The organism is Streptosporangium carneum (assembly GCF_027922005.1).
GTDB lineage: Bacteria > Actinomycetota > Actinomycetes > Streptosporangiales > Streptosporangiaceae > Streptosporangium > Streptosporangium carneum.
Genome location: NZ_BSEV01000002.1, coordinates 294,137 through 316,006, shown reverse-complemented (window position 1 = coordinate 316,006; position 21,870 = coordinate 294,137). Strand labels below are relative to the sequence as shown.

General features: G+C 71.0%; 17 protein-coding genes. 14 read left to right on the top strand and 3 right to left on the bottom strand.

Annotated features, from left to right (window positions below):
* Nucleotides 1–79 precede the first annotated feature (79 nt).
* Both PKF00_RS07490 and PKF00_RS07485 read left to right on the top strand, forming a co-directional pair.
* Nucleotides 80–1,246: a glycosyltransferase family 2 protein gene (locus PKF00_RS07490; RefSeq protein WP_271216636.1), complete on the top strand. Its 1,167-nt coding sequence runs from the start codon at nt 80–82 to the stop codon at nt 1,244–1,246.
* Nucleotides 1,243–2,931, top strand: a complete 1,689-nt coding sequence (locus PKF00_RS07485; RefSeq protein WP_271216635.1) for a glycosyltransferase — start codon at nt 1,243–1,245, stop codon at nt 2,929–2,931. Before PKF00_RS07490 ends, PKF00_RS07485 begins: the two co-directional genes overlap by 4 nt.
* 104 nt (nt 2,932–3,035) lie before the next feature.
* Here PKF00_RS07485 and PKF00_RS07480 read toward each other — a convergent pair whose 3' ends face one another.
* Nucleotides 3,036–3,830 carry an SAM-dependent methyltransferase gene (locus tag PKF00_RS07480; RefSeq protein ID WP_271216634.1) on the bottom strand — a complete coding sequence of 265 codons (795 nt, stop codon included), beginning with the start codon at nt 3,828–3,830 and terminating at the stop codon, nt 3,036–3,038.
* 92 nt (nt 3,831–3,922) lie between these two features.
* Here PKF00_RS07480 and PKF00_RS07475 point away from each other — a divergent pair, with 92 nt between their 5' ends.
* On the top strand, nt 3,923–5,257 hold the full coding sequence (locus PKF00_RS07475; RefSeq protein ID WP_271216633.1) for an MFS transporter: 1,335 nt from the start codon (nt 3,923–3,925) through the stop codon (nt 5,255–5,257).
* Nucleotides 5,258–5,333: 76 nt separating this feature from the next.
* Here PKF00_RS07475 and PKF00_RS07470 read toward each other — a convergent pair whose 3' ends face one another.
* Nucleotides 5,334–6,953 (bottom strand): glycosyltransferase family 2 protein, encoded by a 1,620-nt coding sequence (locus PKF00_RS07470; protein WP_271216632.1) that lies wholly within the window; start codon nt 6,951–6,953, stop codon nt 5,334–5,336.
* A 203-nt stretch (nt 6,954–7,156) separates the two neighbouring features.
* On the opposite strand from PKF00_RS07470, the gene thrC reads away from it, so the two are divergent.
* From thrC to PKF00_RS07445, 5 genes are all read left to right on the top strand, one after another.
* On the top strand, nt 7,157–8,215 hold the full coding sequence (gene thrC, locus PKF00_RS07465; RefSeq protein ID WP_271217031.1) for a threonine synthase: 1,059 nt from the start codon (nt 7,157–7,159) through the stop codon (nt 8,213–8,215).
* A 183-nt stretch (nt 8,216–8,398) separates the two neighbouring features.
* Nucleotides 8,399–9,424, top strand: a complete 1,026-nt coding sequence (locus tag PKF00_RS07460; protein ID WP_271216631.1) for a homoserine kinase — start codon at nt 8,399–8,401, stop codon at nt 9,422–9,424.
* Nucleotides 9,425–9,889: 465 nt separating this feature from the next.
* Nucleotides 9,890–11,959: a transcription termination factor Rho gene (rho, locus tag PKF00_RS07455; protein ID WP_271216630.1), complete on the top strand. Its 2,070-nt coding sequence runs from the start codon at nt 9,890–9,892 to the stop codon at nt 11,957–11,959.
* A 296-nt stretch (nt 11,960–12,255) separates the two neighbouring features.
* On the top strand, nt 12,256–13,578 hold the full coding sequence (locus PKF00_RS07450; protein WP_271216629.1) for a sensor histidine kinase: 1,323 nt from the start codon (nt 12,256–12,258) through the stop codon (nt 13,576–13,578).
* A gap of 12 nt (nt 13,579–13,590) precedes the next feature.
* Nucleotides 13,591–14,235, top strand: a complete 645-nt coding sequence (locus PKF00_RS07445; protein ID WP_271216628.1) for a response regulator transcription factor — start codon at nt 13,591–13,593, stop codon at nt 14,233–14,235.
* Nucleotides 14,236–14,493: 258 nt separating this feature from the next.
* Here PKF00_RS07445 and PKF00_RS07440 read toward each other — a convergent pair whose 3' ends face one another.
* The gene (locus PKF00_RS07440) at nt 14,494–15,633 is read right to left on the bottom strand and encodes a COG1361 family protein (protein ID WP_271216627.1); all 1,140 of its coding nucleotides are present in this window, start codon (nt 15,631–15,633) and stop codon (nt 14,494–14,496) included.
* A 289-nt stretch (nt 15,634–15,922) separates the two neighbouring features.
* On the opposite strand from PKF00_RS07440, the gene rpmE reads away from it, so the two are divergent.
* The 6 genes from rpmE (at nt 15,923) to PKF00_RS07410 (ending at nt 21,807) form a co-directional block, all read left to right on the top strand.
* Entirely contained in the window at nt 15,923–16,141 is a 219-nt protein-coding gene (rpmE, locus tag PKF00_RS07435; protein WP_271216626.1) for a 50S ribosomal protein L31, read from the top strand.
* 108 nt (nt 16,142–16,249) lie between these two features.
* Nucleotides 16,250–17,302: a peptide chain release factor 1 gene (gene prfA / locus PKF00_RS07430; protein ID WP_271216625.1), complete on the top strand. Its 1,053-nt coding sequence runs from the start codon at nt 16,250–16,252 to the stop codon at nt 17,300–17,302.
* A gap of 9 nt (nt 17,303–17,311) precedes the next feature.
* Nucleotides 17,312–18,166, top strand: a complete 855-nt coding sequence (gene prmC, locus PKF00_RS07425; protein ID WP_271216624.1) for a peptide chain release factor N(5)-glutamine methyltransferase — start codon at nt 17,312–17,314, stop codon at nt 18,164–18,166.
* Between the two features lie 11 nt (nt 18,167–18,177).
* On the top strand, nt 18,178–18,843 hold the full coding sequence (locus PKF00_RS07420; RefSeq protein WP_271216623.1) for an L-threonylcarbamoyladenylate synthase: 666 nt from the start codon (nt 18,178–18,180) through the stop codon (nt 18,841–18,843).
* A 107-nt stretch (nt 18,844–18,950) separates the two neighbouring features.
* Nucleotides 18,951–21,410, top strand: coding sequence for a hypothetical protein (locus PKF00_RS07415; RefSeq protein WP_271216622.1), 2,460 nt, complete (start codon nt 18,951–18,953; stop codon nt 21,408–21,410).
* Between the two features lie 16 nt (nt 21,411–21,426).
* Nucleotides 21,427–21,807: a frataxin family protein gene (locus PKF00_RS07410; protein WP_271216621.1), complete on the top strand. Its 381-nt coding sequence runs from the start codon at nt 21,427–21,429 to the stop codon at nt 21,805–21,807.
* The last annotated feature ends 63 nt before the right edge of the window (nt 21,808–21,870 follow it).

Genomic DNA, 21,870 nt, shown 5'->3' with positions numbered 1-21,870 from the left:
TGAGTGAACGGCCGTAAGCACTCATGTCAAGTCCGGCGGGGGGAGCGAAGTGATCTTTCCGCCTCGCTATCCTTCGCTGGTGCTCGTGCAGTCGATCCCCTCGTCCACCGCCCTTCCCGCGACTCCGGCCGGTTTCCTGAGACCGGCGACAGAGGGGGTGCAGGAGCTGTCGTGGAGCGGCACGGGATGGCTGGCGGCGGGCGAACCGCTCGGAGAGCGCCCGGACGCCACCGAGGTGGCCCGCCTCAGGCCGCTGCTCGGCCTGACCGTCCGCTGGCCCTCCGCGCGGGTTCCGACCGGCGCGGTCACCGGCCTGGCCGCCGCCGGCGTGCCCCTGCACGCCCCCGTCTCACCCGCCTGGGTCGATCCCGGCCTCGCCCGCCTGCTCGCGGCCTGGACGCCGCAGGAGTCCCCGCGGGGAGAACCGCCGAAGAACGGCGGGCCCCGCTCGGTGACGGTCCTGCGCAGGGAGGAGCACAGCGTACGGCTGCGCCGACACGGCCTCGCACGAAGGAGCCCTGAGGCCGGAGCCGCGACCCCCGCGAAGACCACTCCCAAGGTCAGCGTGGTGATGTCCAGCATGCGGCCGCACCTGCTGGGCTCCGCGCTCGCCCAGATCGCCGGGCAGCGCCGGGTCGAGGTCGAGGTCCTGCTGGGCCTGCACGGCGTCCCCGCCGACCACGGTGCGGTACGGCGCGCGGTCGGGGAGAGCGGCCTGCCGGTCACGGTGATCGAGGCCGACGCGGCGACCCCCTTCGGGGAGGTGCTCAACCTGGCCGCGTCGAAGGCGGACGGAGAGTACGTCGCCAAATGGGACGACGACGACTGGTACGGCCCGGAGCACCTGGCCGACCTCCTCCTCGCGAGGTCGTACGCGGGCGCGGACATCGTGGGCGTCGCGGCCGAGTTCTTCTACCTGGAGCCCCTGAACGTCACGATCCGCCGCACCGACTACACCAGCGAGGTCTGGTCCGACCACGTGGCGGGGGGCACGATCCTGGTCGACCGGGCCGGGTTCCGGGAGTCCGGGGGCTTCCCCGCCCTGCCGCGAGGGGTGGACGCCGGCTTCCTGAAGGCCGCGCACGCGCGGGGGGCGCGCATCTACCGGACCCACGGCCTCGGCTACGTGCTGCGGCGCGCGATGAGCGTCGAGCACACCTGGCGGCTCTCGCTCGCCCACTTCCTGCGTGTCGCCTCCAACCAGTGGCGTGGTTTCAGGCCGAGCCTGATCCTGGAGGCCTCGTGATCGCGCGGGTCGCGGGCAACGACTACCGCGTCCTCACCCCCGCCGAGCTGGGCGCCTGGACGCCGTCCCTGAGGGTCAGCGTGGTCGTGCCCGCCTACGGCGGCCAGGACAAACTCGACCTGGTGCTCGCCGGGCTCGCGGGCCAGACCTATCCGGCGGAGCTGACCGAGGTCGTCGTGGTCGACAACGGCAGCGACCCGCCGCTGCGCCTGCCCGACCTCAGGCCGCGGGACACCCGGCTGGTCGTCTGCCCGACGCCCGGCAGGGCGCACGCCCGCAACGCCGGGCTGCGGGCCGCGACCGGCGACGTGATCCACTGGCTGGACTCGGACGTGGTCCTTGACCGCCGGTCCGTCGAGGCGCACATGCGCTGGCACCACGCGGCGCCGTACCTCGTGGTGACCGGATACCTGCGCTTCACGCCCGCGCCGCTGCCCACGCCCGAGGCGGTCGCCGCGGCGGAGGACCTGGCGGAGCTGTTCGAGCCGGCGGAGCCGCACGCCTGGTTGGTCGACCTGATCGAGCGGACCGACGGCCTCACCGACAACCCGCACCGCGCCTTCAGCCTGCACGTGGGCGGAGCCACCTCGGTCAACGCCGCGCTGCTGGCCAAGGCGGGGCCGATGGACACCGACCTCGTCCTCGGCCAGGACACCGAGATGGGCTACCGGCTCGCGCAGGCGGGCGCGGTCTTCGTGCCCGAGCCGCTGGCCCGCGCCTTCCACCTGGGACCGACCATGCGGATGCGCGGCAAGGCGCCCATTGACCGGGTCAGCCACGCCTTCGTGGCCGACAGGATTCCGGCCTACCGCTGGCTCCGCTCCCACCCGGCCAGGCAGTGGAAGGTCCCCTACCTGGAGGTCGTCGTCGAGCCGGGGGAGGGCGCCCACGGCTACGACGAGGTCCGCGCCACCGTCGACGCCGTGCTCGCGGGCACCGTGCCCGACGTCGCGGTCACCGTCCCGGGGCCGTGGGACCGCGTCGGCCGAGAGGGGCGCGCCCCCCTGACCGACCCCGACCTGGACCTGGTGCTGATCCGGGGCCACTACGCCCACGACGCCAGGGTGCGCTTCGCCCTCGCCTCCCCGCCGCCGGGCGAGCCCGCGACGCCGTACCCCGCGGACGGCGGTGGGCGGGGCTGGGGGGCGGTGCCGTACCGGCTGAGGCTGCCCGCCGGGTGGACGCCGGGGGAGGACACCCTCGCGCGCCTGCTCGACCTGGCGACGGGCGAGGGGTACGGCCTGGTCTCCGTGCTGCTGGCCGAGGACCCCGAGCGGGGGGTCGTCACGGCCAGGCTGGAGCGTGCCGCCGCGTTCGCCCGCGCCGCCGTCGTGTGCGAGGAGGGCGAGGCGCTCGACGACGCCGTCGAGGACACCTTCGGCACGATCTGGGCCGACGGGGAGACCTACGGGTTCCTGCCCGAGGCCAGGGCGCTCACCGGACGCCGCGGGGCCTACCGCGCCAGGACTGAGGCCCAGGCCGAGGCGGCCCGCCTCGCCAAGGAGGTCGAGCGGCTGCGCGGGCAGGTCGCGCGGTGGCGTGAGGAGGCGGGGCGCTGGCGCAGGAGCGCGGTCGAGCTGCGCAGGGAGGTCGGCGGCCTGCGCAAGGAGCTGGCCGCCGCCAGGAAGGTCGTCCAGTACGGCCTGCTGTCGACCGTCAAGCGGGCGATCATCCGCCGCCGGTGACGGTTCGACCTCGGGGGGGCGCCGTCCGCCGGGGAGGAGACCGTCACAGGCGGCCCTGTCCTCAGAGGGGTCCTCGGAGGACCGCCGCCCGCGGGGGAGGGAGGTCACCCGCCGGTGACGGTTCCGACCCCGCCGAGGAAGTAGGACCCGATGCCCTTGTAGGGGACCGGGGCGCCGGGGTCGGGACGCCACTCCGGCAGGTTGACGATGCCGGGCTCGACGACGTCGAGGCCGTCGAACAGACGGATGATCTCCGCGCCGGTCCTGGCGACGAACGGCGAGGAGGCCCGGTCGTAGACCCTGGTGACCCCGTCGGCCGCCGCGGGCCTCGCGTCGATCGCGACATGCGACATGACCACGTGGCTGCCGGGGACCACGGCCTCGCGGAACGTCGCGAGGATGCCCGCCGGGTCGTCGTCGTCCGGCACGAAGTGCATGATCGCCAGCAGCAGGATCCCCACGGGCCTGTCGAAGTCGAGCGCCGCGCGGACGTCCGGGTGCTCCAGGATCTCGCGGGGGCGGCGCACGTCTCCTTCGACGATGGTCACGTTCTCGTTCTTGCCGAGGATCGCCCTGCCGTGGACCAGCACGGTCGGGTCGTTGTCGACGTAGACGACCTTGGCTCCCGGGGCGACCTGGTGGACGTTGTTCTGGGTCGGCAGGCCCGCGCCGAGGTCGAGGAACTGGTCGACGCCCGTCCTGGCGACGAAGTCGACCGTGCGGCGCAGGAAGGCGCGGTTGGACCTGGCGCTGTGCCGGATCTCGGGGACGACCGTCAGGACCCGTTCCGCAGCCTCCCGGTCGGCGGGGAAGTTGTCCTTACCACCGAGGTAGTAGTCGTACATACGTGCGACATTGGGTATTTGGGTGTTGATGCCCTTTGGTGCCTGGTCGGTCACTCGGTGCTCCCCGGTGGAGTTATTTCCGGAATTGTCGTGATCATATCGAGGAAGGCTGGAGAAGGGATCGACGGAGCTGGCAAGATCGCGACATGGCCGCCTCCTCTCAGCGCCGCTTCATCGGACTCCATCTCGCCGACGGCATCCGGCCGGGCAACCTGGTGGCGTCCATGGTCATGGCGTTCGCCGCGACCATGATCATCACCTTCCTTCCCGCGGCCCAGCCGTTCATCCTGCTGGGCGTCCTCGACGGTGAGGGCAACCAGGGCGGCGTGGTCGGGCTGCTGGCCGCCGCCGCCGAGATCGCGATGATCGTCAGCCTGCCCTGGTACGGCGCGCTGGCCGACCGTTTCGGCAGGCGGCCCGTCGTGGTGGCCGGGTTCACGCTGTGCGGCCTGGGCACCGCGCTGTTCCCGTTCGCGGGCGACGTGGCGGTGCTCGTCGCGGTGCGGGTGCTCTTCGCCTTCGGCGTCGCCGCCCTCAGCGGGATGCTGGCCACGGTCGCCATCGACTACGTGCGCGACCGCTCGAGAAGCAAGTCCTACGGCCTGGTCGGCCTCTTCAGCGGTCTGGGCGCGATGGTCGCCGTGCTCGGCCTGGTCCGCATCCCCGCGACCCTCGAGGCGTCCCTCGGGGACGGCAAGGCGGCCACGGTCGCCGCGGCCCGCTACTCGTTCCTGATCGTCGCCGCGGTCGTCCTGGTCGTCGCCGCGCTGATGTGGTTCTCCCTCTCCGGGGTCAGGGTCGGCGGGGGCGTCGAGCGTGTCCCGCTGACCCGCCTGATCAGGGAGGGCGTCGCGCTCGCCCGGGACCCGGGAGTCGCCCTGTCCTACGCGGCGTCGTTCGTGGCCCGCGCCGACCTGTCCGTCGTCGCCGCGTTCATGCCCCTGTGGGTCGTCTACCACGCCAGCGGCGAGGGCGGCCTGACCACGGCCCAGGCCCTGGCCCGCGCGGGGATCGTGGTCGGCATCGCGCAGACGACGGCCACCCTCGGGGCCCCGCTGTTCGGCTGGCTCGGCGATCGGATGCGCCGCCAGGACGCGGTCGTCCTCGCCCAGGCCGTCGCCGCGGCCGCCTACCTGTCCACGCTGCTGATCGACGATCCGCTCGGCTCCGGAATGATGATCGTGGCCGTGCTCGTCGGCCTCGGGGAGATCGCCGCGATCGTCACCGCGGGTCCCCTGCTGGCCCAGCAGGTCCCTCCCGCCGTGCGCGCCTCCGCCTACGGTGTGCAGACGGTCTGCGGAGCCGTCGGCATCTTCGTCATCTCCACGGTCGGCGGGGTGCTCTTCGGCGAGTGGCGGCCCGCGGCGCCGTTCGCGGTCGCGGGCGTGGCGGGCCTGCTCGTCGTCGCCTTCGGCCTGGCGGTGCGGCGGCGCGTCATCCCCCTGCCTGAGGAACGCGCGGCCGTCCCCTCCCCGATCTGACCCCGGTTCGCCTCCTGCCGTCGCCCGGCGGGCCGGGACCTCCTCCCGACCGGCCGGGGACGTCCGGCGGGTTCGGCTATCCGGCCCTGAACGTCCGGATCGCCGACCTGAGTCTGGCCCGCCAGGACCTGGGCGGCGCGGACAGGCCCGAGGAGGGCGAAGGAAGCCTCGGCGTGGACGGCGCGGTCCTCCCGCCCTGGCACTCCGCCTTCCCGCCCTGGCGTTCGGCTCTCCCGCTCTGGGCGGGGAGCGGCTTTCCCGCCTGGGGGCGGGGCGAGGGCTGAGGTCGGGGCGCGGGCCTCACCGGCCAGAACTCCGCCTGGTCGCCGTGCCGTACGCCGTGGGTCGCCTTGATCGAGGTCACGACGTCGTCCGCGCCCAGCAGCCTGGCCCTGCCCAGCGCCTCCGCCCGCTCCAGCGTCGCCTGGCCCTCGTCTCCGAGGTCGACCACGAGCAGGCCCGACCTGTCGTCCTGGACCGCGGCGATCATCCGCTCCAGCGAGTCGCGCCCCAGCGGGACCGAGACCGGGCCCGTGTAGCGGAACGGGGTCGGCCCCGGGGTGGGGGAGACCTCGTCGGCCAGCCGTATCCGCTCGTCGTGGGAGAAGTGCTCCCGCAGCAGGCGCAGCTCGAACGACGGGTCGCCGAGCACGGGACGGCGGCCCTCCGGCAGCCGGGACCACGGGGCCACCAGGGTGACCAGCACGTCGGCGACGGACCCCTCAAGGGCGGCGCTCACCGCCGCGCGCACCCGCTCCTCGCCGGTCTCCTCGACGGCGCCGACGTGCATGACCACCTCGACGTACGGCACCAGCCACCGCCTGCCCCCGTCCTTGCGCAGGTCGCGGCGGAGCGGCACCCGGTGGGCCAGGTAGGGCGCGACGGCCCTGACCGCCCGCTGCCGGTCGCGACGCTGGGCGGGGATGCCCAGATGCACGGCCCTGGCCGCCATGTCGGGGACGAAGACCACGCCATGCGTGGCGAGCCGGTAGGCGAACTCGGTGTCCTCGCCCCTGAGCACGCCCGGGTCGATCCCGCCCACGGCGTGGAAGGTCTCCCGCCGCATCGAGACCGTCGGCCCCGTGCACACGTGGTACGGATTGCGGCTGTTGCGCAGGCCGTCGGTGCGGAAGATCGTCTGCTCGGTCGAGCTGGGCAGTGCCTTCGACAGGTCGAAGACCTCCTCGAGCGAGCCCGCCCGCACGCGTTCGTGCAGCTGCGCGGGGGAGAGGGGCGGGTCCTCGACGAACCTCTTCGCGCCGATGGTGACCAGGTAGTCGGTCAGATGGTGCCAGCGGGCCAGCGCCTCGATGTGCTCGCGCCAGACGACCATGTCGGCGTCGAGGCGCTGGATGATCCGCCCGTCCGCCACGGCGGCCCCGGTGTTGAGCGCGTGCGCGATGCCCCAGCCGCCGGGGGCCGAGGGCACGATCCGGGTGTTCGACGGGACGATCTCCGGCAGGCGCAGCGGTGGGTCGCTGCCGTCGTCGACCACGATCACTTCCATGAGGCTCGCCGGATAGGTCTGCGCGGCCAGGGCGGCGAGGGTCAGGTCGAGCCGGTGCTGGCCGCCGTGCGCGGGGATGACCACGCTGACCGAGAGCTCCGGGTCCCAGCCGCCCAGCGGCGGCGGGTCCAGGGGGGAGTAGTCGTTGTGCCGGATCGGGGGCCGGTCGACAGCCGTTCCGCCCGTCATGATGAAGTGCTCCTTGTCTGCGTTCCCGCTTCTCAGGACCTGGTGACCCTATCGACGCTTCCTTAGCGTTTCCTGGGTAGATTGACGTCTGGCTTGTCCATTTGGTGGACAGCAGATCCCGATGCAGATCCTGTTACCCGTAGACTTGCGGCCTAACACCGCAGGTAGAACGCGCGTGCCGGTCACGCGCGGGAGGAGCAATGATGACCAGGGCGTGGCGTGGCCTCATCGAGGAGTACCGCGACCGACTTCCGGTGACCACGGCGACCCCCGTCGTCACGCTCCTGGAGGGCGGCACGCCGCTCGTCCCGGCGCACCGGGTCTCGGCGCTGACCGGCTGCGACGTCTATCTGAAGGTCGAGGGCGCGAACCCGACCGGCAGCTTCAAGGACCGCGGCATGACGATGGCCATCAGCAAGGCCGTCGAGGAGGGCGCGAAGGCCGTCATCTGCGCCTCGACCGGCAACACCAGCGCCTCCGCCGCCGCCTACGCGGTCCGCGCGGGGCTGACCTGCGCGGTGCTGGTGCCCCGCGGCAAGATCGCGATGGGCAAACTGGCCCAGGCGCTCGTCCACGGGGCCAAGCTGATCCAGGTCGAGGGCTCCTTCGACGACTGCCTCGAGATGACCAGGGAGCTGTCGGAGAACTACCCGATCGCGCTGGTCAACTCCGTCAACCCGTTCCGGCTCCAGGGCCAGAAGACCGCCGCCTTCGAGATCGTCGACGCCCTCGGCGACGCGCCCGACATCCACTGCATCCCGGTCGGCAACGCGGGCAACATCTCGGCCTACTGGATGGGCTACACCGAGTACGCCAAGGACGGCGTCGCGACGAAGTCGCCCCGCATGTTCGGCTTCCAGGCCAGCGGCGCCGCGCCGATCGTCAACGGCGCCCCGGTGTCCCACCCGCACACGATCGCCACCGCGATCCGCATCGGCAACCCCGCGTCCTGGCAGCTCGCCGAGGCGGCCCGCGACGACTCCGGCGGCGTCATCCAGGCCGTGACCGACCGTCAGATCGCCGCCGCGTACAAGCTGCTGGCCCAGGAGGAGGGCGTGTTCGTCGAGCTCGCCTCCGCCGCCAGCGTCGCGGGTCTCCTCCAGGCCCACGACCAGGGGCTCGTCGCCCCCGGTCAGCGCATCGTCTGCACGGTGACCGGAAACGGCCTCAAGGACCCCGACTGGGCCATCTCCGGCGCGCCGACCCCGGTGACGATCCCGATCGACGCCCGCGCCGCCGCCACCGCGCTGGAACTCGCCTGATCCCCGTCTCGCGGGATCTCCTCCGTCCGCGCGTCGCGGCGGCCTCCGCCGCGGCCCGCGCCAACCGTCCCGCAGCGGGCAGACCGTTCCGTACCAGGCAGACAGCCAGGTAGAGCACCAGGTAGATAGGAGGAGGGGCCGCCTGCCTATGGCCAAGCCAGGGGCCTGCGCCCCAGATTCTCGATGACCGACAGCATCAAGGTCACCGTCCGGGTCCCGGCGACGTCGGCCAACCTCGGCCCCGGGTTCGACACCCTGGGGCTCGCCCTCGCCCTCTACGACGAGGTCGAGGTCAGCCTGGTCGACCCCGGAGACGATCCCCGTTCCCCGAGCGTCGGCATCGAGGTGACGGGAGAGGGCGCGGGCGAGCTCGACGACGGCGAGGGCCACCTCATCGTGCGGACGATGCGCACGACCTTCGACCGGATGGGGGTTCCGCAGCCGCTCGGCATCCGGCTCCGCTGTCTCAACCGCATCCCGCACGCGCGGGGACTCGGCTCCTCCTCGGCGGCGATCTGCGCGGGCGTCCTCGCGGCGAGGGCGCTGGCGGGCACGCCGTACGCGGCCGTGAAGACCACGGAAGAGATCACGGGGGAGAGCACGCGGGACCCGCAGGCGGCGCCCGCCGTCCACGGGGACGACACGCCCGTGTTCACCGACGACGACGTCTTCGCGCTGGCCACCGAGATCGAGGGCCACCCGGACAACGTGGCCCCGTGCCTGGCGGGCGGACTGACCGTGGCGTGGACCGACCAGTCGAACGCCCCGCATATGCTGAAACTGGTCCCACACGCCGACATCAGGCCCGTGGCCGTCATTCCCCGGCACCGTCTTTCCACAGAGGTCGCCCGGGGGCTGCTTCCCGAGACCGTTCCGCACGCGGACGCCTCCGCGAACGCCGGGCGGGCGGCTCTGCTCGTGGCGGCGCTGACCGCGACGCCGGACCGGGAACTGCTGCTGGCCGCCACCGAGGACCGGCTGCACCAGGACTACCGCGCGCCTGCGATGCCGCAGACAGCGGATCTGGTACAACGTCTGCGCGGGATCGGCGTCCCTACGGTCGTTTCGGGAGCGGGTCCCACCATTCTTGCGTTTTCGACAGTGGATACGCAGGATTTGATCGCACCGGAAGTGGGTACGGATTGGCTCATCCAGCCACTGGATGTCGAAACCCGCGGTGCCCGTGTTGTCTCTCCCGAGACACGCTGATACCTCTTCGACCTTCAGGGAATAGCTGTGTGCGCTGGTGATGTTAGGCTGGTAGCCGCACCAGGTGCCCCCTTGTTGGGTGCGTGCTTGTCAGCCACACATCGCTGCATCATGTCCCACCTCGTGGGATGTGAGCGCCGCAGTGGCCTCCCCGAATCCGTCGCCTCCGAATGCCCCACATTCGGTTGGGGCAACGAGAGGCGGCGTTTGAGGGGACATGCGCGTTCGAACTACCTCGACATCTGGTTGCCGGTAGCAATCCGGGGGGTGTCCTCCAAGCCCCACCGTCGGCGAATCTCGATGGTGACGGCATGGATGTGCCCTTCCCCGACAGAGGCGGCGGTCCTCAGGGACCGCCGAGGATCGCGACGTGCAACCCGACCCGGTCTGTCCCACCGGGTCGATCGCACCACCGGGACGATTGGCTGATCATGGCCACGCCCGACCCCTGGGAAGGACCCATTAGTGAGCGACACCACCGAACTCCTCTCCGACGCCACCGGCGCATCGCCGGAGGCCGGCGACACCCCCACCCGCGCCGCGGCCAAGCCGCGTCGTCGCTCCGGCACCGGGCTGTCCGCCATGGTGCTGCCTGAGCTGCAGGCCATGGCCTCCGGCCTTGGCATCAGCGGGACCGGGCGGATGCGCAAGAGCCAACTCATCGCGGCGATCCAGGAGAAGCAGGGCGTAACCACCGAGAGCGCCCCGGCTCCCGTCGCGAGCAAGGAGGCCACCGCCGCTCCGGCCCCCGTGGCCGAGCCGGTCGCCGAGCGCCCGGCGCGCAGCCGCAGGGAACGTTCCCGTCCCGCCACCGTCGCGGAACCGGCGGTGGAGCCGGCGCAGCCCGCGGCCGCCGCCCCGCAGGCGACCGCTCCCGCGCCGGTGACCGCCCCCGCCGAGCCCGTCGCCGCCGCTCCCGTCGTGGAGCAGCAGGCCGAGCCGGCGCAGGCCGAGGGCCGCCCCGAGCGCGGCGAGAGCCGTCGCGAGCGCGGCGAGCGCCGTGGCCGCAACAGCGACCGCGGCGAGCGCGTCAACGACCGCCGTGAGCGTGGCGAGCGCGGCGAGCGCGGCGACGGCCGCACCGACCAGCGCACCGACCAGCGCGCCGCCGACGCGGGCCAGAACCGTGGCGAGCGCGTGAACGACCGCGGCAACGACCGCGGTGAGCGCGCCAACGACCGCGGTGACCGCAACGACCGTGGTGACCGCAACGACCGTGGTGACCGCAACGACCGCGGCGGCGACCGCGGCCCGCAGAACCGCGGCCCGCAGGACCGCGGCGACCAGCACGGCGTGGGCGACGACGACGACCGCCGTGGCCGCCGCGGCCGGTTCAGGGAGCGCAACCGCCGGGGGCGCGACCGCTTCGACAGCAACGAGCCCGTGGTCGGCGACGACGACGTCCTGATCCCGATCGCCGGCATCCTGGACATCCTCGACAACTACGCGTTCGTGCGGACCAGCGGCTACCTGCCGGGTTCCAACGACGTCTACGTCTCGCTCGCCCAGATCCGCCGCAACGGCCTGCGCAAGGGCGATGTCGTCACCGGCGCGGTGCGCCAGCCCCGCGACGGCGAGCGCCGTGAGAAGTTCAACGCCCTCGTCCGCCTCGACACGGTCAACGGCATGGACCCGGAGCAGGCGCGGCAGCGGCCCGACTTCAACAAGCTCACCCCGCTGTACCCGCAGGAGCGGCTCCGTCTCGAGACCGAGCCCAACGTCCTGAGCACGCGGATCATCGACCTCGTCTCGCCGATCGGCAAGGGCCAGCGCGGCCTCATCGTCTCCCCGCCCAAGGCGGGCAAGACGATGGTGCTCCAGGCGATCGCCAACGCGATCACCCGCAACAGCCCCGAGTGCCACCTGATGGTCGTCCTGGTCGACGAGCGTCCCGAAGAGGTCACCGACATGCAGCGGTCGGTGAAGGGCGAGGTCATCCACTCGACCTTCGACCGTCCCGCCGAGGACCACACCACGGTCGCCGAGCTCGCCATCGAGCGCGCCAAGCGGCTGGTCGAGCTCGGCCACGACGTGGTCGTGCTGCTCGACTCCATCACCCGCCTCGGCCGCGCCTACAACCTGGCGGCCCCGGCCTCGGGACGCATCCTGTCCGGTGGTGTCGACTCGACCGCGCTCTACCCGCCGAAGCGCTTCTTCGGCGCCGCCCGCAACATCGAGAACGGCGGCTCGCTGACGATCCTCGCCACGGCGCTGGTCGAGACCGGCTCCAAGATGGACGAGGTCATCTTCGAGGAGTTCAAGGGCACCGGCAACATGGAGCTCAAGCTCAACCGCTCCCTGGCCGACAAGCGCATCTTCCCCGCGGTGGACGTCGACGCGTCCAGCACCCGTAAGGAAGAGATCCTCATGTCGAAGGACGAGCTGCAGATCACCTGGAAGCTGCGGCGCGTGCTGCACGCCCTGGACATGCAGCAGGCGCTCGAACTCCTGCTGGAGAAGATGAGGGAGACCAAGTCCAACGCGGAGTTCCTCCTCCAGGTCCAGAAGACGACGGTCAGCTCCGACCGCGACTAGACCGCCTCACCGCGGGGCCCCGGCTGCACGGGCCCCGTTGTGCGGTCCCGCTGTACGGCGAACGCCCCGGCCACCGGCCGGGGCGTTCGCCGTTCCACGGCCTCGCCGCGTCCCCTCGGAAGGCCCGGCGGGATCCGGTTCTCCCTTGTACGATCCGTGTCTTCGGGATATCCATACCTCGGGGACGGCGGCCCGCCTCATCACGCGACGTGCCCGGTTCCGGCATGCTGGACGGTTTCAGGCCCTGGCCTCCCGCGCGGAGGCCGTGATCGCACCGTGTGGAGGCGGAGAGGCGCATGACGGCCGAGACGGCGGCGAGCGCGCCCACGGCACGCGCGCCGCTGCGGCGACGCGTGCCGCTCGGGCCGCACGGGCCACTGGGACTGCTCGTCGACCCGATGACCTGGCGCGCCGTGCCGTACCTCCTGGGAGGCATGTTCTACGGCCTTGTCTGCTGCGCCGCGCTGGTCTCCGTCGTCCCGTTCCTGCTGACCCTGGTCGCCGTCTGGGTCGGGGTTCCGCTGCTCGCGCTGACCATGGTCGCCTGGCGTGCCGCGGCGATGCTCGAACGCCGGACGCTCAGGCTGGCCTTCGGCGTCGTGATCCCCGACCCCTACCGGCCCTCAGAGGGCGGCGGCAACCTGTTCCTGCGCTGGAAGGACATGGTCGTCGACCCCGCGACCTGGAAGGACCTGCTGTACCTGTTGTTGCTGCTGCCGGTCGGCGTCGTGGAGTTCGTCGTCGCCGGGGTCCTGTGGTCCCTCGCCGTCGGCCTGTTCGCCACCCCGTTCCTGCTGCTGGCCGGCGTCGGCGAGGTGTCGATCGCCTACGGGCTGGTGGCCGACAGCGTGCCGGACGCGCTGCTGTGCCTGCCCTCGGGAGCGGGGCTCCTCGTCACCGCGCTGTACGCGACGCGGGGGATTGCGCGCCTGCACACGCTGTTCGCCGTCGCGCTGCTGGGCCCCGGCAAGAAGGGCCTGCTGATCGCCAGGGCGGCCCACCTGCGCGCCAGCAGGGCGCGCGGGGTCGACGCGGCGGAGGCGGAGCGGCGCAGGATCGAGCGCGACCTGCACGACGGCGCCCAGCAGCGGCTGCTGTCCGTGGCCATGGACCTGGGCCGTGCCCAGGCCAAGATGGACACCGACCCCGAGGCGGCCCGGCATCTCCTCGCCCAGGCGCACGCGGGCACCAAGGCCGCCATCGCCGAGCTGCGCGACCTCGCACGGGGCATCCACCCGGCGATCCTCACCGACCGGGGGCTCGACGCCGCCCTGTCCTCGCTCGCGGCCAGGGCGCCCGTACAGGTGTCCCTGTCGGTCGAGGTCTCCCACCGGCCGCCCGCCGCGGTCGAGAGCATCGCCTACTTCGTCGTGGCCGAGTCCCTGACCAACATGGCCAAGCACTCGGCGGCGACCGAGGCGTCCGTACGGGTCAGCAGGCGCGACCAGCGGGTGTTCGTCGAGGTCCGCGACGACGGGGTCGGCGGCGCGGCGCCGCGCGCGGGCGGGGGCCTGGCGGGTCTGGCGGACCGGGCCGCGACGATCGACGGCGTCCTGGTCGTGGACAGCCCGCCCGGCGGACCCACCCTGATCCGCGCCGAACTGCCCTGCGAGTGGTGAACACTTGGACGCATGCGAGTGGTGATTGCGGAAGACTCCGTGCTGCTCCGGGAGGGGCTGGTCAGACTCCTGGAGGACGGCGGCATCGAGACCGTCGCCGTGGCGGGGGACGGCCCAGGGCTGGTGGCCGCGGTCGCGGACCACGACCCCGACCTGGCGATCGTGGACGTGCGGATGCCCCCGACCCACACGGACGAGGGGCTGCGCGCCGCGCTGGAGGCCAGGTCGTCGCGCCCCTCGCTGCCGATCCTGGTGCTGTCGCAGTACGTCGAGGAGCGCTACGCCACCGAGTTGATCGGCGGGGGCGCGGCGGCCGTCGGCTACCTGCTCAAGGAACGGGTCGCCGACGTCTCCGACTTCCTCGACGCCGTGCGCAGGGTCGCCGCGGGAGCGACGATCATCGATCCCGAGGTGATCGGGCAGCTGCTCGGGCGTTACCGGCGCGACGACCCGCTGAACTCCCTGACGGCCAAGGAACGGCGGGTTCTCGACCTGATGGCGCAGGGCCGTTCGAACACGGCGATAGCCGGCCGCATGACCGTCACCGACGGCGCCGTCGAAAAGCACATCTCCAGCATCTTCGCCAAGCTCGGCCTCGGCCCCGCCCCCGACGACCACCGCAGGGTGCTGGCCGTACTGGCCTATCTGGGGCGGTGAGAGGCGGGGGAGGACGGCGACCGGGAAAGGCGCCGGGAACGCGAGAACGCCCGGGGGCCGATGCCCCCGGGCGTTCCGTTGTCCTGCGGATCCGGAGCCGTCCCGGGTCCTGCTGTTCACCGCCTGTACGGCTTGCGCCCGGGGTTGGGGACGCGAGTCGCACACGCGGTTCCGCCCTGTGGTGCGGCGGCTGTGGTGCTGTGTGGTGGTGCTGCTCTCGCCTTGGTGAGGGTCGCGACTCCGCTCACGTCAGGTCGTTCAGCGCACGTCCACGAACTCGGCGCCCGAGGTGGCCCCGTAGGTCTTGCTGGTGCCCGGGACGACGGCGCGCCAGTAGGCGTCGAACTTCGGCTTGACGACCTTGCTGAACTTGCCCTTGCTGTTCGCCTTCGAGAAGGAGAGGAACTTCCAGCCGGAAGTGCCCTTCTTCTTGTAGTAGAGCTCGACCATCTTGCCGGAGTAGGCGGAGCTGCTCCGGTAGGCGGTGCCGAACAGGCGGATCGACTTGCCCTTCTTGACCTTGTTCGCGCTCACGTCGAACGAGACCTTCGACTTGGCCTTCTTCGACTTGGACTTGCCGGCCTGAACGCTGAAGGTGTCGGCCTTCTCGTACTTGATGCTCTCCTTGCCGCGCGTGGCGGTCAGTTCCAGCGTCCAGCTCCCGGTGGTGAAGTCGCTGTCGAACCAGGTGTCCTCGTACCAGGAGTTGGCGTTGTTGCCCTTGGAGAGCGTGAGGTCGACGGAGTCGTTGCCGTCGTTGCTGTAGAGCCGCGCGGAGACGGAGGAGGCGCCGAGGATGTTCGCCTTGACGGCGACCTTGGTGTCCTCGCCCGCCGTGATGACGACCGGGTCGGTCACCGCGGCGCTGACGAACTTGACCTGCGGGTCAACCGCGATCTCCTCGACACAGGGCTGGGCGGTGGTGTTGCGGACGGGGCTCAGCTTGAGCGTCCACTTCCCGTCCTTGTCGTCCTTGCCGATGGTGAACTTGCCGGTGACCTTGGCCTCACCGAGGGCGACCGCCTGCTCGTTGTCCGCGGTGATGGCGGGAACGGCGGGAAGGTCGAGGTCGACCTTCGTGCCGGTCGTCGCCCCAGCCTTGACGATTTCTCCGCTGAGGCCGGTGATGTCACGTACAGCCTTGCCGTCTTCCTTCACCCACTTGCCGTCGGCGCCCTTCTTGAAAGGGTTTTTGAGCGTGGCGGTGACGGTGACCTCGTTGTTGTCCTTCAGCGGGACGAACGCCTCGGTCCATTCAACCTTGGTGAACTCGGCCGAACCCGAGCATTTGGGGTCGGCCGCGGCGGCTTTGGAGAAGGTGGACTGGGAGGCGAAAGCTGTCGCCGTACCACTGGCGAAGACGGCGGCCCCCGTTGCGGTCGCAAGAAGCAACCGCATTCCGTTCCTCATCATTGGTCCCCTAACTGAGGTAAAAATAATGGTAAAAGTTACGGTTTGGGCACCGGAGCCTAGTGGTACAGATGTGTCTCGTCCACCGAAACCAGGTCATCGGGTGCGGGGAATGTCCCGTGGCCTGGGGTGGTTGGAGCATCTGGCACACTGGTAGCCGAACCGCAGCGGTTCCGGTTCCCGCCCGCGCGCACCCTGGTGTGCTACAGCGCGCAAGCCTCACAGGCGAGAGACAGTGGCGACCCGGCGACCGCGCTTTGGAGAGGAACTGAAGGACATGAAGCCCGACATTCACCCGGAGTACGTCACCACCGAGGTGACCTGCACCTGTGGTAACACCTTCACCACCCGCAGCACCGCCAAGAACGGCACGATCCACGCCGACGTGTGCTCCGCCTGCCACCCGTTCTACACGGGCAAGCAGAAGATCCTGGACACCGGCGGCCGGGTGGCGCGCTTCGAGAAGCGCTTCGGCAAGAAGTCCACGGGCCAGTAGCTCGCACCCCCGACGCCGGCTCGGAATCCCCCTCGTTCCGCAGGGGGTGCCCCGGGTCGGCGTTCGTGGTGATTAGGCAGGACCCGCAAGACTTCGAAAGGACGCACGGTGAATCTCGACGAGCTGCTCAGTGAGTATGCCGAGCTGGAACTCAAGCTCGCCGATCCCACCGTGCACGCCAACCCCACGCAGGCGCGCACGTTCGGCAGGCGCTACGCCGAGCTGACCCCGATCGTCAACACCTATCGGGAGCTCGAGGGCGTCCAGAACGACCTGGGCACCGCCAAGGAGCTGGCGTCGGAGGACGAGGCGTTCGCCGAGGAGGCCAAGGAGCTCGAGGCCCGCGTCCCCGAGCTCGAGGAGAAGCTCAGGCATCTGCTGATCCCGCGTGATCCCAACGATGACAAGGACATCATCATGGAGATCAAGGCGGGTGAGGGCGGCGAGGAGTCGGCGCTGTTCGCCGGAGACCTCCTGCGGATGTACCTCCGCTACGCCGAGCGGGTCGGCTGGAAGACCGAGCTGATCGACGCCACCCACTCCGATCTGGGCGGCTACAAGGACGTCACCGTCGCGGTCAAGGCCAGGGGCGACGACGGCGTGTGGTCGAAGCTGAAGTTCGAGGGCGGTGTGCACCGGGTCCAGCGCGTGCCGGTCACCGAGTCGCAGGGGCGCATCCACACCAGCGCGGCGGGCGTCCTGGTCTACCCGGAGGCCGAGGAGGTCGACGTGCAGGTCGACCCGAACGACCTCCGCATCGACGTCTACCGGTCCAGCGGCCCCGGCGGGCAGAGCGTCAACACCACCGACTCGGCCGTGCGGATCACGCACCTTCCGACCGGCGTGGTCGCCTCCTGCCAGAACGAGAAGAGCCAGCTCCAGAACAAGGAGTCGGCCATGCGCATCCTGCGCGCCCGCCTCCAGGCCATCGCGGAGGAGGAGGCCAACGCCGCCGCCATGGCCGAGCGCAAGTCCCAGATCAGGACCGTCGACCGCTCAGAGCGCATCCGCACCTACAACTTCCCCGAGAACCGCATCTCCGACCACCGCGTCGGCTTCAAGGCCTACAACCTCGACCAGGTGCTGGACGGCGACCTCACGGCCGTCATCCAGTCGCTGCTCGACGCCGAGATGGCGGAGAAGCTCGCAGAGCACGCATAGAACGCGCCCATGACCTTTCTGCTGGACGAGATCGCCCTCGCCACCGCCCGGCTCGCCGAGGCAGGTGTGCCGTCGCCGCGCACGGACGCCGAGGAGATCGCCGCGTTCGTCCACGGAGTACGGCGCAGCGAGCTGCACAACGTGACGGACTCGGAGTTCGACGCGCTGTTCTGGGAGGGCATCGCGCGGCGCGAGGCCCGCGAGCCGCTCCAGCACATCACCGGACGCGCCTACTTCCGCTACCTGTCCCTCGAGGTCGGGCCCGGGGTGTTCGTGCCGCGCCCGGAGACCGAGGTCGTGGCGGGCTGGGCCATCGAGCGCCTGCGGGAGATGGACGTCGCCTCGCCGGTCGTCGTCGACCTCGGCACCGGATCGGGCGCCATCGCGCTGTCCATCGCCCAGGAGATCGCGCTGGCCACGGTGCACGCCGTCGAGGTCGACCCGGACGCCTACCGCTGGGCCAAGCGCAACATCCTGGAGCACGGTCAGGGGCGTGTCCACCTGCACCCCGAGGACCTGGCGGACGCCCTTCCCGAGCTCAACGGCCAGGTCGACCTGGTCATCTCCAACCCGCCCTACATCCCGCCCGGCGCGATTCCCCGCGACCCCGAGGTGCGCGACTACGATCCGCGCCGCGCGCTGTACGGCTCGGGCAGCGACGGCCTCGACGAGGTCAGGGCGGTCGAGCGGACGGCCAGGCGGCTGCTGCGCCCAGGCGGTTTCGTCGCGGTCGAGCACGCGGACGAGCAGGGCACGCCGGTCTACCTGATCTTCCCTGAGGACAACGGCTGGCGTGACGTCCGCAGCCGCCAGGACCTCACCCGCAGGGATCGCTTCGTCACCGCCCGTTTCGGCCAGGAATAGGATGGCATGCCGTGAGCCGACGTTATGACTGCGCAGACCCCGAGCAGCGAGAAGCAGGTCTGGCCGACGCCCTTATAGCCATACCGAAGTACGAGCTCGTGGTCTTCCCCACCGACACCGTCTACGGGGTCGGCGTCGACGCCTTCATCCCGCCCGCCGTCACGGCGCTGCTGGACGCCAAGGGGCGCGGGCGTGACAAGCCCCCGCCGGTGCTGGTCGGGACCGTGCGCGCGGCCACCGCCCTGGTCGAGAACCTCGGCCCCTACGGCCAGGACCTCATCGACGCCTTCTGGCCGGGGCCGCTCACCCTGATCTGCCGCGTCAACCGGTCGCTGTCATGGGACCTGGGCGACGCGAAGGGCACCGTCGCCCTCCGGATGCCGCTGCACCCGCTCGCCCTCGAGCTCCTCAAGCAGACCGGCCCGCTGGCCGTCTCCAGCGCCAACCGCTCCGGAGCCCCCGCCGCCACCACAGCCGCCGAGGCCGAGGAGCAGCTGGGCGACTCCGTCGGGGTCTATCTCGACGGCGGCCCGACCGCGGGCAACGTCCCCTCCACGATCCTCGACCTCACCACGGCGGTGCCCCGGCTGCTGCGCAGGGGAGTCATCTCGGTGGAGAAGATCCGCGGCGTGGTCGGCTACGTGGCGACGGACTCGGACTCCGCCTCCGACGACTGAGCAGCGGATCCACAGCTCATATCGTGATCCATATCGTCTGATTATCATCGTGACGCCGGGCTGTCCCGCCGGTACCTTGAGGTGGCCGACACATCCGGGAGACCTCCATGGGCAAGTTGGACGGAATGGACCCCAAGCTGGTCCGTGATCTGCTGTCCGAGGTGCGACAGGCAGCCGAGCGCATGCGGGACACGGAGGGCAAGGTCGCCCGCATACTGAGCGCGGCGGGCCTGCCCTCGCAGTCCGCCCATCGGCCTTCCCAGATCGCGGACGCCTGCGAGGGGATGGTTCGCGACGTCTCCACCCGGGTCGAGCTCCTGGAGAAGAAGGTCAAGCAGGAGGGCGGATCCTCGGCGGGACCGGCGGCCGGAGACAGCAAGACGGGCGGCCAGGGGAGCGGCGACCACGGAGCGGAGCGGTCGAAGGTCTCGGACGAGCGAGGAGAGACTCCCAAGGCCGAGAAGCCGGAGGCCCCGAAGGCCGAGACCCCGAAAGAGGGCGCGGACACCGGAGAGTCGAAGGGCAAGGAGGCGAAGCCGGACACCCCCAAGTCCGAAGACCTCAAGCCCGCCGTACGGCCCGAAAACGGACACCAGGCCGGGGACCAGCCGGCGGACAACGCCCCCAGAGACGACCAGAAGCCCCACTCGCAACCCGATTCCAAGCACGGGACCGGATCAGACCCCAAGCCCGACGCGAAGCCGGACGGCGGCTCCAAGGGCGACGAGACCTCCCCGAGGGACGACTCCTCTTCGAAGGAGAAGCCAGACCCGAAGGAGAAGCCGGACTCCAGGGGAGACGGCGGTTCCAAGGGGGATGCCGGTTCGAAGGGTGATGAGCGTTCTCCCAGGGACGGGCACTCGGGCTCCGACGGGTCGAAGGACGACTCCCCTCCGAAGGAGAAGCCAGACCCGAAGGAGAAGCCGGATTCCAAGGGAGACGGCGGTTCGAAGGGTGATGAGCGTTCTCCCAGGGACGGGGGGTCGGGCTCTGACGGGTCGAAGGACGATCCCTCCTCGAAGGAGAAGCCGGACTCCAGGGGAGACGGCGGTTCCAAGGGGGATGCCGGTTCGAAGGGTGATGAGCGCTCTCCCCGGGACGGGCACTCGGGCTCCGACGGGCCGAAGGACGACTCCTCCTCGAAGGGCGGCCCTGACTCCAAGGGCGACACCGGTTCCAAGGGAGACGAACGTTCCCCCAGGACCGACGGAAAGGTCGAGATAATCGACACTCCGCAGAAGAACCACCCCGACGACGTCGACCAGACCGGTGCGCACAAGCCGCAGGTCGTGGACGTCGAGGGGACGAAGGTGCTGCAGATCCCGCTCGACTCGCCGACGGCGGCGGAGGTGGGTGAGCTGCTGAAGAACATCGAGGAGATCCCGCCGCTGGACTCGCCCGCGATCGACGGCACCTCGGACGCCACAGGCGCGGACTCCCACAATCCAGGCCAGGTCGAGGCGACCGAGCCGCCGAAGACCGAAACACCGAAGAGCGAAGCGCCGAAGTCGGCCGGGCCCGTCCTGCCGACCCCCGACAACGCCGATCCCGCCCTCGACCAGTCGCCCCAGCCCAAGGGCGCGGGCGGGGAGTCGAGCACGCAGGGCATGAGCCCTTACTTCGACAATGTGCCGTTGGACACGGGGGAGCCCGACACGAAGGGCGCGCACCCAACCGGGGCGGACTCCAAGGGCGCGGGCGGGGAGTCGAGCACGCAGGGCATGAGTCCCTACTTCGACAATGTGCCGTTGGACACCGGAGAGCCCGACACGAAGGGCGCGCACCCGACCGGAGCCGATCTCAAGGGCGACGCCGACCTCAAGGGCGACACGGACTCCAAGGGCGACGAGCGCTCTCCGAGGGACGGACACTCGGCCTCCGAGGGACCGAGAGAGGACTCCTCCTCGAAGAACGGGCCGGACTCCAAGGGCGACACCGGTTCCAAGGGTGACGAGACCTCTCCGGGGGACGGGCACTCGGGCTCCGACGGGTCGAAGGGCACGCCGGACTCCAAGGGTGACGAGACCTCTCCGGGGGACGGGCACTCGGGCTCCGACGGGTCGAAGGGCACGCCGGACTCCAAGGGTGACGAGACCTCTCCGAGAGACGGAGACTCGGCCTCCGACGGGTCGAAGGGCGGAGCCGACTCCAAGGGCGACGCCGGTTCAAAGGGAGATGAGCGTTCTCCCAGGGACGGGCACTCGGGCTCCGACGGCTCGAAGGCCGGGCCGGACTCCAAGGGCGACGCCGACTCCAAGGGCGGCTCGAAGGGCGCGCACCCGACCGGTACGGCCGAGGGCGTTCTCACGCAGTGGGCGGCCGACGGAGACGACGTCGTCTCGGCGAAGGCGGAGCAGCCGGACCCGGACGCGCTCAAAACGTCCGCCGACGACGTGACCGACGTCGAGCCGCTGGACACGCCGGACGATCAGGCCTACGACGGGGACTGGGGCGAGGACGCCTGGACGGAGGAGATCGAGTCGGACGGCGAGGCGGCCGACGTCGACTCGACGGCTCCGCTGCTGCCGAAACCGTCTCCCGGCGCCGGGCAGTCGGGTGTGAAGTGAGTGTGAGGAGCCTGTGATGTTCGTGGATCCGCCCGCACCGCAGCCGTTGCAGCCGGGGGAGACGCCTCCCGTCTCGGGAGCGCCCGGCCTGCCCACTCCGGACACGGCCGTCTCCTGGGAGTTCAACCCCGACTACCAGCGACTGGTCCTGATGTGGCGGCAGGTGCTTCCCGCGCTGGACACCCTGACCGCGAGCCTGGACAAGGCCTACCAGCTGGCCAGGAGCAAGGATGTCTGGGACGCCCCGGTCTCGGGGCGTTACGTGGAGGAGATGGCCGAGTGGCGCTCCCGTCTCGGCCTCTACCGGCAGGCGATCCTCACCTCCATCAGCGACCAGGCGGCCGACACCCCGAGATGGGTGCCCGTCAACGCGGGGGCGCCGCACGCGTTCTCGTGACGACGTCCTCCTGAAATCCCTGACAGGCAGGCGTCCCGGGGCGGAAGGAACACCTCTCCGCTC

What these genes read in the sequence shown, in the direction of transcription:
- PKF00_RS07475 (WP_271216633.1), top strand. Translation starts at nt 3,923, where the DNA reads ATGGCCGCCTCCTCTCAGCGCCGCTTCATCGGACTCCATCTCGCCGAC.
- PKF00_RS07470 (WP_271216632.1), bottom strand. Translation starts at nt 6,953, where the DNA reads ATGACGGGCGGAACGGCTGTCGACCGGCCCCCGATCCGGCACAACGAC.
- thrC (WP_271217031.1), top strand. Translation starts at nt 7,157, where the DNA reads ATGACCAGGGCGTGGCGTGGCCTCATCGAGGAGTACCGCGACCGACTT.
- PKF00_RS07460 (WP_271216631.1), top strand. Translation starts at nt 8,399, where the DNA reads ATGACCGACAGCATCAAGGTCACCGTCCGGGTCCCGGCGACGTCGGCC.
- PKF00_RS07450 (WP_271216629.1), top strand. Translation starts at nt 12,256, where the DNA reads ATGACGGCCGAGACGGCGGCGAGCGCGCCCACGGCACGCGCGCCGCTG.
- PKF00_RS07445 (WP_271216628.1), top strand. Translation starts at nt 13,591, where the DNA reads ATGCGAGTGGTGATTGCGGAAGACTCCGTGCTGCTCCGGGAGGGGCTG.
- PKF00_RS07440 (WP_271216627.1), bottom strand. Translation starts at nt 15,633, where the DNA reads ATGCGGTTGCTTCTTGCGACCGCAACGGGGGCCGCCGTCTTCGCCAGT.
- rpmE (WP_271216626.1), top strand. Translation starts at nt 15,923, where the DNA reads ATGAAGCCCGACATTCACCCGGAGTACGTCACCACCGAGGTGACCTGC.
- prmC (WP_271216624.1), top strand. Translation starts at nt 17,312, where the DNA reads ATGACCTTTCTGCTGGACGAGATCGCCCTCGCCACCGCCCGGCTCGCC.
- PKF00_RS07415 (WP_271216622.1), top strand. Translation starts at nt 18,951, where the DNA reads ATGGGCAAGTTGGACGGAATGGACCCCAAGCTGGTCCGTGATCTGCTG.
- PKF00_RS07410 (WP_271216621.1), top strand. Translation starts at nt 21,427, where the DNA reads ATGTTCGTGGATCCGCCCGCACCGCAGCCGTTGCAGCCGGGGGAGACG.